16 protein-coding genes are annotated in these 15,195 nt (G+C 39.8%); 10 read left to right on the top strand and 6 right to left on the bottom strand.

Features of this window, described 5'->3' with window-relative positions:
- Positions 1 to 328: 328 nt before the first annotated feature.
- Positions 329 to 631, top strand: coding sequence for a hypothetical protein (locus tag AC33VI_RS18950; RefSeq protein ID WP_491783818.1), 303 nt, complete (start codon positions 329 to 331; stop codon positions 629 to 631).
- On the opposite strand, the gene AC33VI_RS18955 is transcribed toward AC33VI_RS18950, so the two are convergent.
- Together AC33VI_RS18955 and AC33VI_RS18960 are read right to left on the bottom strand one after the other, a co-directional pair.
- A complete protein-coding gene (locus AC33VI_RS18955) occupies positions 626 to 1,762 on the bottom strand; it encodes a response regulator (RefSeq protein WP_491783819.1) in 1,137 nt (378 codons plus the stop codon). The genes AC33VI_RS18950 and AC33VI_RS18955 overlap by 6 nt on opposite strands.
- Positions 1,713 to 4,856, bottom strand: a complete 3,144-nt coding sequence (locus AC33VI_RS18960; protein WP_491783820.1) for an ATP-binding protein — start codon at positions 4,854 to 4,856, stop codon at positions 1,713 to 1,715. The genes AC33VI_RS18955 and AC33VI_RS18960 overlap by 50 nt, the downstream gene beginning before the upstream one ends.
- A 346-nt stretch (positions 4,857 to 5,202) precedes the next feature.
- On the opposite strand from AC33VI_RS18960, the gene AC33VI_RS18965 reads away from it, so the two are divergent.
- The 6 genes from AC33VI_RS18965 (at position 5,203) to acs (ending at position 9,664) form a co-directional block, all read left to right on the top strand.
- Positions 5,203 to 5,718, top strand: coding sequence for a universal stress protein (locus AC33VI_RS18965; RefSeq protein ID WP_491783821.1), 516 nt, complete (start codon positions 5,203 to 5,205; stop codon positions 5,716 to 5,718).
- 191 nt (positions 5,719 to 5,909) lie between these two features.
- Positions 5,910 to 6,095 carry a DUF4278 domain-containing protein gene (locus AC33VI_RS18970; RefSeq protein ID WP_491783822.1) on the top strand — a complete coding sequence of 62 codons (186 nt, stop codon included), beginning with the start codon at positions 5,910 to 5,912 and terminating at the stop codon, positions 6,093 to 6,095.
- 59 nt (positions 6,096 to 6,154) lie between these two features.
- Positions 6,155 to 6,355, top strand: a complete 201-nt coding sequence (locus AC33VI_RS18975; RefSeq protein WP_491783823.1) for a hypothetical protein — start codon at positions 6,155 to 6,157, stop codon at positions 6,353 to 6,355.
- Between the two features lie 3 nt (positions 6,356 to 6,358).
- On the top strand, positions 6,359 to 6,859 hold the full coding sequence (locus tag AC33VI_RS18980; protein ID WP_491783824.1) for a CBS domain-containing protein: 501 nt from the start codon (positions 6,359 to 6,361) through the stop codon (positions 6,857 to 6,859).
- 70 nt (positions 6,860 to 6,929) lie between these two features.
- On the top strand, positions 6,930 to 7,580 hold the full coding sequence (locus AC33VI_RS18985; RefSeq protein ID WP_491783825.1) for a CBS domain-containing protein: 651 nt from the start codon (positions 6,930 to 6,932) through the stop codon (positions 7,578 to 7,580).
- A 119-nt stretch (positions 7,581 to 7,699) separates the two neighbouring features.
- On the top strand, positions 7,700 to 9,664 hold the full coding sequence (gene acs, locus AC33VI_RS18990) for an acetate--CoA ligase (protein ID WP_491783833.1): 1,965 nt from the start codon (positions 7,700 to 7,702) through the stop codon (positions 9,662 to 9,664).
- 67 nt (positions 9,665 to 9,731) lie between these two features.
- Here the strand turns inward: acs and AC33VI_RS18995 are convergent, their stop codons facing one another.
- Positions 9,732 to 10,673, bottom strand: coding sequence for an alpha/beta fold hydrolase (locus tag AC33VI_RS18995; protein WP_491783826.1), 942 nt, complete (start codon positions 10,671 to 10,673; stop codon positions 9,732 to 9,734).
- A gap of 226 nt (positions 10,674 to 10,899) precedes the next feature.
- Between AC33VI_RS18995 and infC the strand changes: the two genes are divergently transcribed.
- From infC to cutA, 3 genes are all read left to right on the top strand, one after another.
- Entirely contained in the window at positions 10,900 to 11,436 is a 537-nt protein-coding gene (gene infC / locus AC33VI_RS19000) for a translation initiation factor IF-3 (RefSeq protein ID WP_491783827.1), read from the top strand.
- A gap of 123 nt (positions 11,437 to 11,559) precedes the next feature.
- Positions 11,560 to 12,498 (top strand): GDP-L-fucose synthase family protein, encoded by a 939-nt coding sequence (locus AC33VI_RS19005; protein WP_491783828.1) that lies wholly within the window; start codon positions 11,560 to 11,562, stop codon positions 12,496 to 12,498.
- Between the two features lie 25 nt (positions 12,499 to 12,523).
- Positions 12,524 to 12,859: a divalent-cation tolerance protein CutA gene (gene cutA, locus AC33VI_RS19010; protein WP_491783829.1), complete on the top strand. Its 336-nt coding sequence runs from the start codon at positions 12,524 to 12,526 to the stop codon at positions 12,857 to 12,859.
- 172 nt (positions 12,860 to 13,031) lie between these two features.
- Here cutA and AC33VI_RS19015 read toward each other — a convergent pair whose 3' ends face one another.
- From AC33VI_RS19015 to fba, 3 genes are all read right to left on the bottom strand, one after another.
- Positions 13,032 to 13,241, bottom strand: coding sequence for a hypothetical protein (locus AC33VI_RS19015; RefSeq protein ID WP_491783830.1), 210 nt, complete (start codon positions 13,239 to 13,241; stop codon positions 13,032 to 13,034).
- A 116-nt stretch (positions 13,242 to 13,357) separates the two neighbouring features.
- Positions 13,358 to 14,002: a lysozyme gene (locus AC33VI_RS19020; RefSeq protein WP_491783831.1), complete on the bottom strand. Its 645-nt coding sequence runs from the start codon at positions 14,000 to 14,002 to the stop codon at positions 13,358 to 13,360.
- Positions 14,003 to 14,214: 212 nt separating this feature from the next.
- Positions 14,215 to 15,195 (bottom strand): class II fructose-bisphosphate aldolase (fba, locus tag AC33VI_RS19025; RefSeq protein ID WP_491783832.1); only part of this gene is annotated, 981 nt, incomplete at its 5' end.

Consider the following 15,195-nt stretch of genomic DNA (forward strand, 5'->3'; position numbering starts at 1 on the left):
AACGAGTAAAGCGATCGCCGATGTCACCAGATACGCGATCGGCATCGCTTGTTTTGCCGATTTTTTAGCAATAACTAATAACAGAAAAACCGTAGCAATGGGAGCTAATGCCAGCAAACAATAAACTGCTAATTCCATCGATAAAAAATATACGAGCAATCGGGCTTATTTTAAAGATTACTTATGGAGTAATTGTGAGGTCAGATAAGTCTAAATCGAGCTTAAAATCTTCACAAGTTTCCCAAATCTTAGATGTAATCTTTAAACAAATAGACAAAATAAGATTACTCTAATTTACGCTCTTGCTTTTGGAGGTGAAATAACTGTCATGAAAACTATTAATTGGTCTAAATCTAATTTTCGAGAACTTGACAGTCAAAAACACTCTTCAAGGCAAAAGTCTGCTAGAAATACCTCTACTGGATTTAGAAGAAAACTAGCTCAAAAACTCGAAGATTTAGAAGATTGTTGGTTAAAATTCGATGTTTATGCCGAACCGAAGATATCAGAGAAAAAAGATCGCTACGGCAATACCTACTATCGAGTATACGATCCCCAACGCGATCGCTATTATGACTTCAATTCGGAAACGGAAGTTAGATGGTGGCTAGATAAACGTTATTATCTATAATTTTGTCGGTAGAGTGAAATAAAAACTCGTTCCTTCACCCAGTTGAGATTCGACCCAGATCTTTCCGCCGTGACGTTCGACAATTTTTTTGCTGGTTGCCAAACCAATACCCGTACCTGGATACTCCAAGTCAGTATGGAGACGTTGGAACATTTGGAAGATGCAATCGCAGTTATCTGGTTCGATCCCAATACCGTTATCCCTTACTTCAAATAGCCATTCTCGATCTTGTTGCTGTGCCGAAATTTTAATTTGTGGCGATCGCTCTTTCGGGCAAAATTTAATCCCATTGCAAATTAGGTTTTGCAGGAGTTCGCCTAGTTGGGTTTCATCAGCTAAAACTGTAGGTAAAGAATTGCAGTCGATTGTCGCGTTACTGTTTTGTATTGCCACTTGCAGGTCTTCTAAAACCTTCTTGAGAACTAAATTACAGTCAATCGATTTTAACTCTGTTTTCTTCGCTCCTACTTGACTATAAGCTAATAAATCGTCAATTAGCTGCTGCATACGGGTACTAGATTTGATAATTTGAGCTAAACCCTGCAATAGTCGCGATTTAGGAATATCTGGGCAATGTTTGTATAGCAATTTAGCAAAGGCAAGAATTACCTGTAGCGGTTGCTTTAAATCGTGAGAAACTACATAGGCAAATTGTTCTAGCTCTTGATTGGAACTAATTAATTCTTGGTTTGACTGTTCCAAATGCTGATTTTGTGTTTGAAGCTGTTGTTGCAGATGATGAATTTGCAGTTGACTTTGAACGCGCACTAATATTTCTTCAGCTTGAAACGGCTTAGTAATATAGTCTACGCCACCAACTTTAAAGGCTCGGACTTTATCTATAACATCATCCAAAGCACTCAGAAAAATAACGGGAATATCCTTGGTTTTAGTATTTGATTTGAGTCGTTGGCAAACTTCGTAGCCATCCATGTCTGGCATCTTAATATCGAGCAAAATTAGATCGGGTGGTTCGGCAGTTGCCCCCATCAGAGCCATAGAGCCGTTAATTGCTTTGCGTACTCGATACTTCTGTTGTTCTAATGTTGACTCTAAGACTTTAAGATTTTCCAGCTTATCATCAATAATTAGAATATTGCCCTTTTCGACGATAACTTCTCGATCGTTCATTGTCTATCAGTGGCTGCGTCATTTCTACTAAAATATCAAATCGAACTCCCTCGACTAAATCTGTCAAATTCTCGGCTAAAGCACGATTATCTGGGGGAATTTGGGCTATAAGCTGTTCTATCTCCTTGCTATCGAGTTTGGTTGCTGCTTGATATAATTTCTGAATCCATGCCTGGGGCATCTGTTCTATCGCTTCAGGGATTGGTATCTCAGATTGAGCGTTATGAGGGTTATAGTTAATAATTGAACTTGGTTCTTCATAGATGTATTCTACTCCGAGATATTGAGCCATTTTGTTAAAAATTTCTTCTTCCTGAAAAGGTTTACCCATAAAGTCATTACAGCCCGATGAAAGTATCAGTCCTTTCTGGGATTCAAAAACACTGGCAGTCAGAGCAATAATTACGGTAGCTTGACCTTTATCAGATTCCTTGATGATCCGAGTTGCTTCGTCTCCGTTCATCACGGGCATTCGCATATCCATCCAAATTAGATGGGGCGACCAAGCTTCCCAAACAGCGATCGCTTCTTTTCCGTTGCTAGCTTCTTTTACAGCGAATCCGACCGATTTTAGCAGCTTAACCAATAATTGACGATTGTTAGATTTATCTTCCACCACCAAAATTCGATATTTGGGTTGATGGGGTGCTAATCCGATTACCTTTGCCGTAGGCGCGATCTCGTTTTCTTCGATAGTTACACCTATTTTTAGGGGAAGAGACAGGGTAAAGCTGCTACCCTTAGTTAGCTTACTGCTAATTGCCAATTCTCCTTGCATCAGATGGGCAAAATGGTAGCTGATGGCTAAACCCAAACCCGTTCCTTCTTGGGCTTTGTATCCTGCTTGAGCTTGGGTAAAGGGCTGAAACAGATTAGCTATTTCTTCGGGGTCAATACCCGCACCCGTATCTTCTACCGCAAATAGTAGTTGGGGATGGTCTTCTCTGTTGTTAACTTTTACCCTTAAAGTAACGCTGCCTCGATCCGTAAACTTGATGGCATTACTGAGGAGATTAATTAAAATCTGCCGTAATTTCTGGCGATCGCTTTTGATGTGTTGAGGTAGATCGTGGGTAACAAAATTAAGCTGTAAGCCTTTAGATTTTGCCTGTAGAGCAAACATGGCTTCTAAATCGTTTAATAAACCAGTCAAAGAAAAATCAGTTTCTTGGAGGGTAATTTTGCCCGCTTCAATTTTGGACATATCTAAAATATCGTTAATTAAATCCAGCAAATGTTCTCCACTATCATTGATAATCTGTAAATTTTCTCGATGCGATCGCTCTAGAGACGGATCGCGAGACATTAGGCGAGCAAAACCCAAAATAGCATTTAAGGGAGTGCGTAATTCGTGACTCATATTAGCGAGAAATTCACTCTTAGCGCGATTAGCAGCTTCCGCAGCTTTTTCTGCTTGTTTGCGCTCTAAAATTTCTTTTTCTAACTCGATTCTTCTCTGTTTTAAAGTTTGGGTGCGCTCCTTGACTTTAATTTCTAGACTTTCGCTCAAAGCTCGATAGCGGGCTTCGCTGGCTTGTAGATCTTTTTCTGCCTGTTTGCGTTCTGTAATATCGCGATTGACACCAACTGTATATAGCAATTCTCCTTGCTCGTTAAGTTGAGGCACCACAACAGCATCGCAAACTCCTTCCGTACCGTCTTTCCGCACAAAATTAATTTCTCTCGACCAAAAACCTCCATCCAGTAAGCTTTTGAGGACTAAAAGGGTTGAAGTTTCCACCTCTTGAGGTTCGTGCAAAATACTGAGAGTTTGCCCTAAAACCTCGGCTTTACTATAGCCGAACATCTTTTCTGCACCACGATTCCAATCAATAATCTGACCTTGGAGATCGGTTAAAATTACTCCATCCTGAATCGAGTCAAAAATCAACGCCTGTTTTTTAAGTTTTTCTTCCGCCTGCTGGCGTTGCTGCAATTCATCAATTAAAGCTTGTTCCCGCTCTTGTAATCTATTGAGGGTGTAGGTGAGAGATTTTGATAAAGTTGCTAGTTCGTCTCTACCCTTAACTATGGGAATTCTAGCTTGCTGTTCCCCTCGACTCAGACGATCCGCAGCCATAATTAAAGAGACTATAGGATGGGAAATACGTTGGGCATTCAACCAACTAAGAAAAGCGAAAAAATTACCAAACAACAACCCAGCCCCTAAAACTGTTCTTTGCAGCGATCGCACGGGAGCGAAGGCTAGCTCTTTGCTTTGCCTAACTAATACTAGCCAATCTAAGCTAGGATAGTCTCGATTTCCTAAGCTTTGGGCAAATACAGTCAAATAATCCCGTTTGTCCGACCAAGTTTCTATAGAGTAACCAGAATCATCTTGGCTAGCGTCTTGAATAATTTGCAGACTTAACTTTTCCTCGGAAAATCCAGGAGGAGCGAGCAATACAGAACCATCTTTACTGGTGACAAATATTTCTACGGGATTTCTGGGTGAGGTCAATTCTAGAAGCGATCGCTCTATATCTCGCGCCCAATGCCAACTAAGATGAGCGCAAAGTACCCCCTTAAAATTGCCTTGACTATCTGTAACTGGCGCAGCTAAATCGACGAAACGTAATGGTTCATTTCCTGGCTTGGGTAATAATTTTTCCCACAATAGAGCATCGTGTAAATCGCCCACATAGGGTTTTGTTTGAGCTTGCTGAAACCAAGAGCGTTGACTGGCATTTTTTCCTTCTAACAACCCTCCCGTACTAGCTAGTACATTTCCCTGAGTGTCAGTTAAACCAATCCAAGAATAGTTAGGATAAAGCTTTTGTAGCTTTTCTAATAAAGTTCTAGTATTAGCAAGGGAATTTGTAGGTTGACGGATTGAACTCAAGGTGGACAAAACTTGAATATCTTGATAACGTTCAAACAATCCTTCTTCTAGTCTATCTGCCATTTGAGCAGCCAATTGATCTAGAGACTGTCCTCTGGTAGATTCAATTCTCGTACCACTAACATAGCCTACTAACAAACTCAGCGCCAGAGAAAGCACCAAAACCATAACCGCAGTATTCCAAAATAAACGGGCTTGCAAACTTCTGCGAGGATTTAGCTTACTAAATATGAGACCGATCGAGATTGGCATTAAAATTTCATCTGGGAAAGATTAATAACGCCTGGTGTAAATTAGCTTCGTTTAGAGGTTATTAGTTTGTAGCTATTAGCTCTCAGCTTTCAGCTTTTAGCTTTTAAAGCCATTCAAGAAGACAATCATTTATGCTCTGATTTAGGTAGTTGCTTAATTTAAGAGCTATCTAGTATGTCATTTTAATTCACACTAGGCGTTAATAATAAAATTTTAGGGTCAAAATCTTATTGACAGCAAAATTAAAATTTTGTTCGTCACAATTTTCTCAAGTTATTTGTCTATAGATATAAGGTATGAACCACCGAATCAATAGATCGGGTACTCGATATTAGAGAGAACAAATATGTTAAATAAAATTTTAGTGGCAATAGATATTAGAGAAAACAACAACAATACATTCGATCGAGCTTTGTATCTAGCAAAAACTACTAAAGCTAAGTTGATGTTGTTAAACATTATTGCACCAGATAAAAATAACTATCCCAATCCATTTATATATTCTGGCTATGAATACGATTTGATGGATGAACCTTTAGTCAAGATTTATCAAGAACAATGGAAAAAATTAAAACAGCGAGGCATAGACATCTTGCGCTCGCTGGCAGAATCAGCCCAAGCAGCAGGAGTTGAAGCAGAATTTATCCAAGACTTTGGTAATCCTGGAAATACTATTTGCGATCGCGCTAAATCGTGGTCGGCAGATTTGATAATAGTAGGCAGTAGGGGGTTAACTGGTGTCAAAGAAATGTTCCTTGGTAGTGTCAGTAATTATGTAACTCATCACGCTCCTTGTTCGGTGCTTATTTTGCGGGAATCTCAGGATTCTGCTGCCGAACGAGTCAAAAACGAACAAATATAAATGTAGAAAAGGTCTAACAACTAACAACTAACAACTAACAACTAACAACTAACAACTAGATGGTAAATAATTATGTTTTGGTGGCAAACCTAAGTTCCTCACAACTTCTTCAATTTATCGCTTTATTCTAAAAACAAAACAGAAGATAACTAACTAAATCTTTCTTGTCTGTAAAAACGGAGGAAAGAATTATGAAACTACATTTTCACGGTCAAGATTATCAAGATCCATATGTTGAATGGCAAGTAACTGAAGGAAAAGTAGGGGGAAAATATCGCGGTGTTCCTTGGAAAATTCATCGTATGAGAGAACAACACCGTCTTAATCCCCATCATCTCGAACTAGTCTATCGTGGCGTTCATTACACGAAAAATTAGGGGAATAAGTTGGAGAACAGAAGACTTTTTAGTCTTGTGGTTGAGTTGAGGAAATCAAAATGCGTTCTACTTTAGATAAAGATACGGGCGGGAAACGATTTAATGGCGATCGCAAACTGCCATTCAAATCTTATTCTGACGATGAGTTGATTGAAGACGACCTTCGCCACAGAATTCGCAGCCTGGAAACCAATCTGTTTGCAGAATACTGCTCTGAATTGCCAGATTTTCGGGTAGAACAACTTTGCAGCAGGAGATAAGTTATGAAAGCAGCGGATATTATGTCTACTGATGTTGCCACTGTAGATGGCTTGGCAAATATTATGCAAGCTACCAAACTAATGAAGCAGCATAATGTTAAAACTTTGATTGTCGATCGCGCTGATGATGACGATGCTTATGGCATTATTACCGCTACAGATATCTCGCGGGCGATCGCCGAAGGGAAAGATCCGATGAATAGTTATGTCTGCGAAGTCATGACCAAACCTTGTATTGTAATTAATCCCAATCTATCAATAGAACACATTCCCAAGCTGTTTGCCAAAGCAAAAATTCGGATTGCGCCAGTAATTCAAGATAAATTATTAGGAGTCGTTTCCATAACAGATATTCTAACTAAAACAGATTATTTAACTAAAAAAGCTAACTTCGTATCCCAACAAAAAAAAGAGTTAGACGAACTGCCGAGGGATCTATTTGCCAACAACGAATGGGAAATAGTGGACTGGGAAAAAGAATTTGATAATTGGTGCAGTGGATAGATAGTCAGGGGTCAGGGATTGGGAGACAGAAGTATTATCAACGAACAACTAGCCATCAGAAGAGGAAAAAATGAAAGCAGCAGATATTATGAGTAAAAAAGTCATAACGATCCGTAGTTTTGCTACTGTAGCCAATGCAGTGAAATTGATGCGCGAACATAATTTGAATTCTTTAATTGTCGATCGCCTCGATGAATCGGATAGCTACGGTATTGTCACTAAAACCGACATTATCCATAAAGTAGCAGCCAAGGGATTAGACCCCAAAAAAGTTCGCATCTGCGATATTATGACTAAACCTTGTATTGTGGTCAATCCAGATCTCAGTACTCAATCCGTAGCACAGCTATTTGCCAATACTGGCATTCGTCGCGCTCCTATTATCAGAGATAAGCTTTTGGGTATTATTTCTACCACAGATCTGTTGCTCAAAAGTGATTTTATCGAACAGCCTAATTCTGTATTACTCGAAGCACAAATCGAACAGAAAATTGCTGAAGCTCGTGAAATTTGTACCGAACAAGGCTTTGGTTCGGACAATTGTGCTGCTGCCTGGGATGTAGTAGAAGACTTGCAAGCTGCACGAGCCTATCAAAAAACAGAAGAATTAAAACATACCGCTTTTGACGAATACTGTGAAGAACATCCCGATGAAGATATCTGGCGTTACGATCCTTGGTTTTGTCATTGGGAAGATGAAGAATTATCTGTTGAAAATTAGAGGTCAAATCAATACTGCAATATTTAAAGAATTCTTACTAACTTTGCCAATATTAAATCACTACCAATGAATCAACGTTAAAAATAACTGTAAACATATATATGGTTAATAATTTAAAGATGTCTGAAGCAACTATAGAGTCGATTTTACAGGAAAAAAGAGTATTCAATCCTCCAGCAGAATTTGCGGAAAAAGCTGCTATCAAAAGCATGAAAGAATATCAAAAACTTTATGCTTTAGCAGAACAAGATCCTACAGGTTTTTGGGCTAAACTAGCTGAAAAAGAACTGCATTGGTTCAAAAGATGGGGAAAAACTCTCGATTGGCAACCGCCCTTTGCTAAATGGTTCGTCAACGGCAAAATCAATATCTCTTACAATTGCCTGGACAGACATCTGACGACCCATCGTAAAGATAAACCCGCTCTCATTTGGGAAGGAGAACCAGGAGACTCCAGAACTCTTACTTATGCTGAATTGCACCGAGAAGTTTGTCAGATGGCAAATGTAATTAAAAGCTTGGGGGTTAAAAAAGGCGATCGCGTGGGTATTTATATGCCGATGATTCCCGAAGCCGCAGTGGCAATGCTTGCCTGTGCCAGAATTGGTGCTGCTCACAGTGTAGTTTTTGGGGGTTTCAGTGCCGAAGCTTTAAAAGCTCGCTTGCAAGATGCGGAAGCTAAATTAGTGATTACTGCCGATGGTGGCTGGCGCAAAGATAAAATCGTACCCCTCAAAGATGCGGTGGATAATGCGCTCGCCACCGATGTGCCGAGCGTTACCAATGTCTTGGTAGTCAAGCGTACCGAGCAAGAGATTATGATGCAAGAAGGGCGGGATGTATGGTGGCACGAACTCCAAGAAACTGCCTCGGAAGACTGTCCCCCAGAACATATGGATAGCGAAGATTTGCTATTCATTCTCTACACTAGTGGCACTACGGGCAAGCCTAAAGGAGTAGTTCACACTACAGGGGGTTATAACCTTTATACCCACATGACTTTTAAATGGACATTCGATATTAAAGATGATGATGTCTATTGGTGTACTGCCGATGTGGGTTGGATTACAGGACATAGCTATATTGTTTATGGCCCTCTTTCCAATGGTGCGACCACTGTCATGTATGAAGGCGCGCCTCGTCCCTCTAACCCTGGTTGTTTTTGGGATGTGGTGGAAAAATATAAAGTAACTATCTTTTATACTGCCCCCACTGCCATACGAGCCTTTATCAAAATGGGCGACGAACATCCCAACCGACGAGATCTTTCTTCCCTACGCATTCTCGGTACGGTAGGAGAGCCGATTAACCCCGAAGCTTGGATCTGGTATCACAAAGTAATTGGGGGCGAGAAATGTCCCATTGTCGATACTTGGTGGCAAACGGAAACAGGGGGCTTTATGCTAACTCCCCTACCAGGGGCAATTCCTACTAAGCCTGGTTCGGCTACTCTTCCTTTCCCTGGCATTATTGCCGATGTGGTAGATTTAGAAGGCAATTCTGTCGGCGAAAACGAAGGGGGCTATTTAGTCATCAAGTATCCTTGGCCGAGTATGATGCGTACTGTCTATAAAAATGACGCTCGCTTTCGTTCTACTTATTGGGAACATATTCCCCCCAAAGACGGAAAATACCTCTATTTTGCAGGAGATGGAGCGCGTAAAGATGAAGATGGTTATTTCTGGGTGATGGGTCGTGTAGACGATGTAATGAACATCTCTGGACATCGTTTGGGAACGATGGAAGTAGAATCAGCTTTAGTATCCCATCCTGCGGTAGCCGAAGCTGCGGTAGTATCTCGCCCCGATGAAATTAAGGGACAAGATGTTTATGCCTTTGTCACCCTAGAAGGTTCTCACCATCCTAGCGACGAACTGAAAGTAGAACTAAAACAGCACGTAGTCAATGAAATTGGCGCGATCGCTCGTCCTGGGGAAATTCGCTTTACCGATGCCCTGCCTAAAACGCGATCGGGTAAAATTATTCGTCGTTTCTTACGCAATCTCGCTGCAGGGGAAGAATTAGTCGGCGACATTTCCACAATGGAAGACCTCAGCGTCTTGGATAAGCTCAGACAAGGATAAGTAGGTAGTGGGTAGTGGGTAGTAGGTCAGAGTTAGTGGTTACTCATTACTCATTACTCATTACTCATTACTCATTACTCATTACTTCTCCCAGTCCCCTAGTCTTTCGTTCGAGCCAATTTAATAACAGAGCATTAAAGCGATCGGGATCTTCGTCGTGGGGACAGTGACCGAGATCTGCCAACTCTACTAATTCGATTAGAGGATTGAGAGATGCGATCGCTTTGGCTTGATTGGGAGGAATCATTTTATCTTGCAGTCCCCAAATTAGTAGCATGGGAATTTTTATGTCGGGTAATATATCTCTTACGGATTTGGCAAAAGCAGTTTGGCGGACACTACGAGATAATCTAACTAAAGTTTGTCCCGATCCATCGTCATAGGCAGGGCTAGATAGTATTTCTACTAACTCGTCAGTAACTGCTTCTTTATTGGGATAGGCTATTCCCGCCCAACGACGAATTATTTTAGGCTGTCTGACTATTTTGAGGATAGTTTTAATTAATAAGGGGGATGCTACCAAGTTTTCTAACCCAGTCACCAAAGGACGAACTAAAGGCGGTAGCATATCTTCTCTTACGGAAACATCGGGCAAACTTAACATCACCAATCCCGCAACCATATCTGGATACGTAGCAGTGGCGTTTAAACAAACTAAAGAACCAATGGAATTACCTACCAAAATAACGGGAGTACCAATAAACGTCTGCCAAAAATCATGAAGTTGTTCCGTCCATAGATTTGCACCGTATTCTGTATCTGCTTTTCTGGATGCGCCAAAACCCAATAAATCTAAAGCATAGACATCACGTTCCTGGGCTATAACTGGTATATTATTGCGCCAATGTTCGATACTCGCACCAAAACCATGAATTAAAATAATGGGCGGCGATGATTTATTCGGGCAATCGCTTTTTGCTCTTAAAAAACTATAGCGAGTTTGCCATCCTCGCCATACCCAATCTCTTTGATTGCCAATACGTTCTTGCCAAGATAAATTTGAATTCAATTTTTTACTTAAAAAATATTTACATACTATGCTTTTCTGACTCAAAGTATATCTACAGTTAGATTCATCTTGAGTTTGGTTCTAAGTTAAAATAGAGGATAAACGTAACTTAACATTCTATTAATAGGAAGATAGATAAAATGGTGGAGTAAGAAAATATTATTTCGATCGTTTTAATTTTAAGTCCAAAACATTACTAATACAAAAGGAAAGAAACAATACGCCTGTGAGAGATAGAAGACGCAGTAGCCCTAGTCGCGATCTAACCAAAACTAACGAAAGAATTCGCTTCCCTGAAATTCGTGTAATCGATTCAGAAGGAGAGCAATTGGGAATTATTACTCCCAAAGAAGCTCTAGCAATAGCTCAAGAAAAAGGTTTGGATTTGGTTTTAGTCAGTGAAACTGCCAAACCCCCCGTCTGTAAAATTATGGACTACGGGAAGTATAAATACGAGCAAGATAAAAAGCAAAAAGAAGCGAAGAAAAAGCAACATAATGCTGATGTTAAAGAAGTGAAGATGCGATATAAAATCGAGGAACACGACTACAACGTGCGCGTCAAAAATGCTCAACGTTTCTTAAAATCTGGCGATAAAGTTAAGGCAACAATCAGCTTCCGAGGTAGGGAAATTCAACATTCTAGATTAGCAGAAGACTTGCTAAAACGGATGGCAAAAGATTTGGAAGAATATGCAGAAGTACAGCAATATCCCAAACGGGAAGGACGTAACATGATGATGATGTTATCTCCTAAAAAGTAATTTTCTGTCAACAAATATCAAGGAAAGAAGGGCTATTTTGCTCTTCTTTTTTTTGTGAAAAAGACATTGTGGAAAAGACATTTTATATTATAGATAGAATTAGATTTTAATTACTTATTGATAATGTTAGATTTACAAGATAAAAGAATTCTAGTTACGGGCGGTAATGGTTTTTTGGGCAAGCAAGTCGTAGAGCAACTATGCACAGCAGGGGCTACTATCGATAAAATTAGTACTCCCAGATCCCAAGAGCTAGATTTGTGTAAGTGGGAAAATTGTCAACAAGCAGTCAAAGAGCAAGATGTGGTAGTTCATTTAGCCGCCCATGTCGGAGGGATTGGTTTAAATCGCGAAAAACCCGCTGAATTGTTTTATGACAACTTGATGATGGGAGCGCAATTAATTCACGCAGCCTACCAAGAAGGAGTGGAAAAATTTGTTTGCGTCGGTACTATTTGTGCCTATCCTAAATTCACGCCAGTTCCTTTTAAGGAAGAAGATTTATGGAATGGTTACCCAGAAGAAACTAACGCGCCTTATGGTATTGCCAAAAAGGCTTTGCTAGTTCAATTAGAAGCTTACCGCCAACAATATGGCTTTAATGGAATTTATTTATTGCCAGTTAATCTATATGGTCCTGAAGATAATTTTAATCCTCAAAGTTCTCATGTAATTCCTGCCTTAATTCGCAAAGTTTATGAAGCACAACAAAAAGGCGATGCACAATTATTTGCTTGGGGAGATGGATCTCCAACTCGCGAATTTTTATATTCTACCGATGCAGCGCGAGGTATTGTAATTGCTACTCAAAAATATAATGAATCTGCACCTGTTAATCTGGGTACGAATCAAGAAATATCGATTAAAGATTTAGTCGAAACTATTTGTGACTTGATGGGATTTGAAGGAGAAATTGTCTGGCAAACCGATAAACCCAATGGTCAACCTCGTCGTTGCTTGGATACTACTAGAGCCAAAGAAAAATTTGGTTTTGTTGCAGAAACCGATTTTCGCCAAGGTTTAAAGAATACTATTGAATGGTATCGTCAAAATCCTGAATAATTTTCTGGTTGCTAATATTTGTTTTATGACTGTAGAAGATGCTTCCGCTTATTGTTTGGTAATGGTTACTGTTAGTTCCGAAGCCGAAGGTGAAAAAATTGCTATGGCTTTGTTGAGCGAAAAATTAGCAGCTTGTGTCAGTATCGCTTCTGTTAATTCTTTCTATACTTGGTCGGGAAAAATTAACCAGGATCGCGAATGGCAACTGTCAATCAAAACTCGCTTTAATCTCTTTGAGAAATTAGTCAATAAAATTGCAGCACTTCACAGTTATGATGTGCCAGAAATTATTGCTCTACCCCTGCTAGCTGGTTCGTCAGCTTATCTTAATTGGATTGGAGAAAATACCCAAACAACCTAAGTTTTTAAACAATTAAAAGTTAAGAAGCGATCGCATTTATTAATTAGTGCGATCGCTTCTTGATCCAGTCGCTCATGGGGGAAACCGCGCCAGTTCCTACAACGGAGGGTACCTCCGCAACGGACTGGCTTCCCAAGACCGCGCAGGATCGCTTCTTAAGATATTTATTCTTTCAAATCAAAATATTATTCAGAGCTTTACGACTCAATTCCCAACTAGATATCGGTAAAACAATTGGCCATAGTAATGGAGCAATAATTAAACAAGTCCAAGAGGCTAGACGATCTTTAGGAGTAGTTTCATCCTGCAAAAACAGCATCAACCAATATGTAAAAACCAGACAATAGATCGTCCAATACCAAGTAACAATATTTCCAGACATTTTGCGATCGCCATTAATAAATTGTGACCTTAATTATTGTCTATCTGTCAAAAAAATATCACGTTGAAAACACTGAATATAAAATTTAATTGCCCTATCTGAGAATGTTCCTGACATTAGTTGGTTGTAGCTGTAGGAGAATATGGAGTCAAAAATAAATTCTGTTCTGCAATACGACGTTTGGTTAAACCAGGAAATACTACAAGTCTCCCCCCTTGGTTGGCTTTGTTCCAGCGAACAAATTCTCTGGCAGCACCCTCATAATCTCTCGCATTGAGCTTTCTAATCAGAGTGCTGTTAGTAATCACTCTCATACCTGCGTTATAAACTAAAGAAGTTAAAGCTCCTAATTGGTGGGGAGTTAATGGAACATTAACATTTGCTAGTACCAAGCGTTTAATGTGGTATATTTCTTTTTCCAGAGCAGCATCAGCTTCGGCTCTAGTAATAGATTGACCCATTCTGACGGTTCTACCATTGATTCTAGTCTGTCCGTAACCAATAACAGGTAAACCGCTACTGTCAATATAAGCATAAGAACGAAAACCTTCGTATTTTTTTACTAGATTAAGAGTTTCAGGCAAAATTTTACTATTGTAAGTAGCAATGTTATGTTCATTAGCTATTTGCAACTGTTTATTTTGCTGATTAAGATGGTGAGCTTGAGAAGTAGAAGCACCGATTAGCCAAGAATTGACCGATATAATTGCAGTTAATAAGGAATAAAAATATTTATTAGTTAAATTAAGTTTTTGAATCATGCTGACTTATCTTCTTACGTAGCTTTTTTAGGTGTATGTACCTAAAATCTCAGATGATTCTATCTGACAACTAGAGAATTTTTAGTTAATACAAATATAGATTAATTCGGTCGTCGCGATTCAATCCTCTTCTAGACAAAAAAAATGAGCAGCCGTTTAGCTACTCACTTTTCTCGATTGACTTACTCTAAGTCTTTATTAGACCTAAAAACCTATACAGCAACTGTAGTTTTGTTACCAGTATTCAATTCGCCTTTAGCATATTTAGCAGCGTAATCATCCAAGGAAACTTGTTTGATTTTGCTTGCATTTCCAGCAGTACCAAACGCTTCATAACGTCTGAGACATACTTTTTTCATGTTAACAATAGAAGGCTTGAGGAAGTGACGGGGGTCAAAGTTAGAAGGATCTTTGGCAGCAGCCTCGCGAATAGCAGCAGTGATTGCCAAACGGTTGTCTGTGTCGATGTTAACTTTACGAACGCCACTCTTGATACCTTTTTGAATTTCTTCTACAGGTACGCCATAAGTTTCGGGGATTTTACCACCGTATTGGTTGATGATATCAATCCATTCTTGAGGTACGGAAGAAGAACCGTGCATTACCAAGTGAACGTTAGGCAGACGACTGTGGATTTCTTCGATTCTACTAATAGCTAGAATTTCACCAGTAGGTTTGCGAGTAAATTTGTAAGCACCGTGGCTAGTACCAATAGCTACAGCTAGAGCATCTACTTGAGTGCGTTCTACAAATTCTACAGCTTCGTCGGGATCTGTTAAAAGTTGATCCTTGCTCAATGCACCTTCAAAACCGTGTCCGTCTTCAGCTTCACCTTTACCAGTTTCTAAAGAACCCAAACAACCAAGTTCCCCCTCAACACTAGCACCAACGGAGTGAGCAACTTTAACAACTTCTGCGGTTACATTAACATTGTATTCAAAACTTGCAGGAGTTTTAGCATCAGCTTCTAAAGAACCATCCATCATGACGCTAGTAAAACCGTTGCGAATTGCAGAGTAGCAAGTCGCAGGGCTGTTTCCATGATCCTGGTGCATTGCAATAGGAATATGAGGATAGCTTTCTGCTGCTGCTAATACTAGGTGACGCAGGAAATTTTCTCCTGCATATTTACGCGCACCGCGAGAAGCTTGTAAGATTACGGGGCTATCAGCTTCATCAGCTGCTTGCATGAT

This window comes from Waterburya sp. (assembly GCF_058530065.1).

Bases quoted from the DNA above. Each gene is read 5' to 3' on its own strand.
- AC33VI_RS18950 (WP_491783818.1), top strand. From the start codon at position 329: ATGAAAACTATTAATTGGTCTAAATCTAATTTTCGAGAACTTGACAGT.
- AC33VI_RS18955 (WP_491783819.1), bottom strand. From the start codon at position 1,762: ATGAACGATCGAGAAGTTATCGTCGAAAAGGGCAATATTCTAATTATT.
- AC33VI_RS18960 (WP_491783820.1), bottom strand. From the start codon at position 4,856: ATGCCAATCTCGATCGGTCTCATATTTAGTAAGCTAAATCCTCGCAGA.
- AC33VI_RS18965 (WP_491783821.1), top strand. From the start codon at position 5,203: ATGTTAAATAAAATTTTAGTGGCAATAGATATTAGAGAAAACAACAAC.
- AC33VI_RS18970 (WP_491783822.1), top strand. From the start codon at position 5,910: ATGAAACTACATTTTCACGGTCAAGATTATCAAGATCCATATGTTGAA.
- AC33VI_RS18975 (WP_491783823.1), top strand. From the start codon at position 6,155: ATGCGTTCTACTTTAGATAAAGATACGGGCGGGAAACGATTTAATGGC.
- AC33VI_RS18980 (WP_491783824.1), top strand. From the start codon at position 6,359: ATGAAAGCAGCGGATATTATGTCTACTGATGTTGCCACTGTAGATGGC.
- AC33VI_RS18985 (WP_491783825.1), top strand. From the start codon at position 6,930: ATGAAAGCAGCAGATATTATGAGTAAAAAAGTCATAACGATCCGTAGT.
- acs (WP_491783833.1), top strand. From the start codon at position 7,700: ATGTCTGAAGCAACTATAGAGTCGATTTTACAGGAAAAAAGAGTATTC.
- AC33VI_RS19005 (WP_491783828.1), top strand. From the start codon at position 11,560: ATGTTAGATTTACAAGATAAAAGAATTCTAGTTACGGGCGGTAATGGT.
- cutA (WP_491783829.1), top strand. From the start codon at position 12,524: ATGACTGTAGAAGATGCTTCCGCTTATTGTTTGGTAATGGTTACTGTT.
- AC33VI_RS19015 (WP_491783830.1), bottom strand. From the start codon at position 13,241: ATGTCTGGAAATATTGTTACTTGGTATTGGACGATCTATTGTCTGGTT.
- AC33VI_RS19020 (WP_491783831.1), bottom strand. From the start codon at position 14,002: ATGATTCAAAAACTTAATTTAACTAATAAATATTTTTATTCCTTATTA.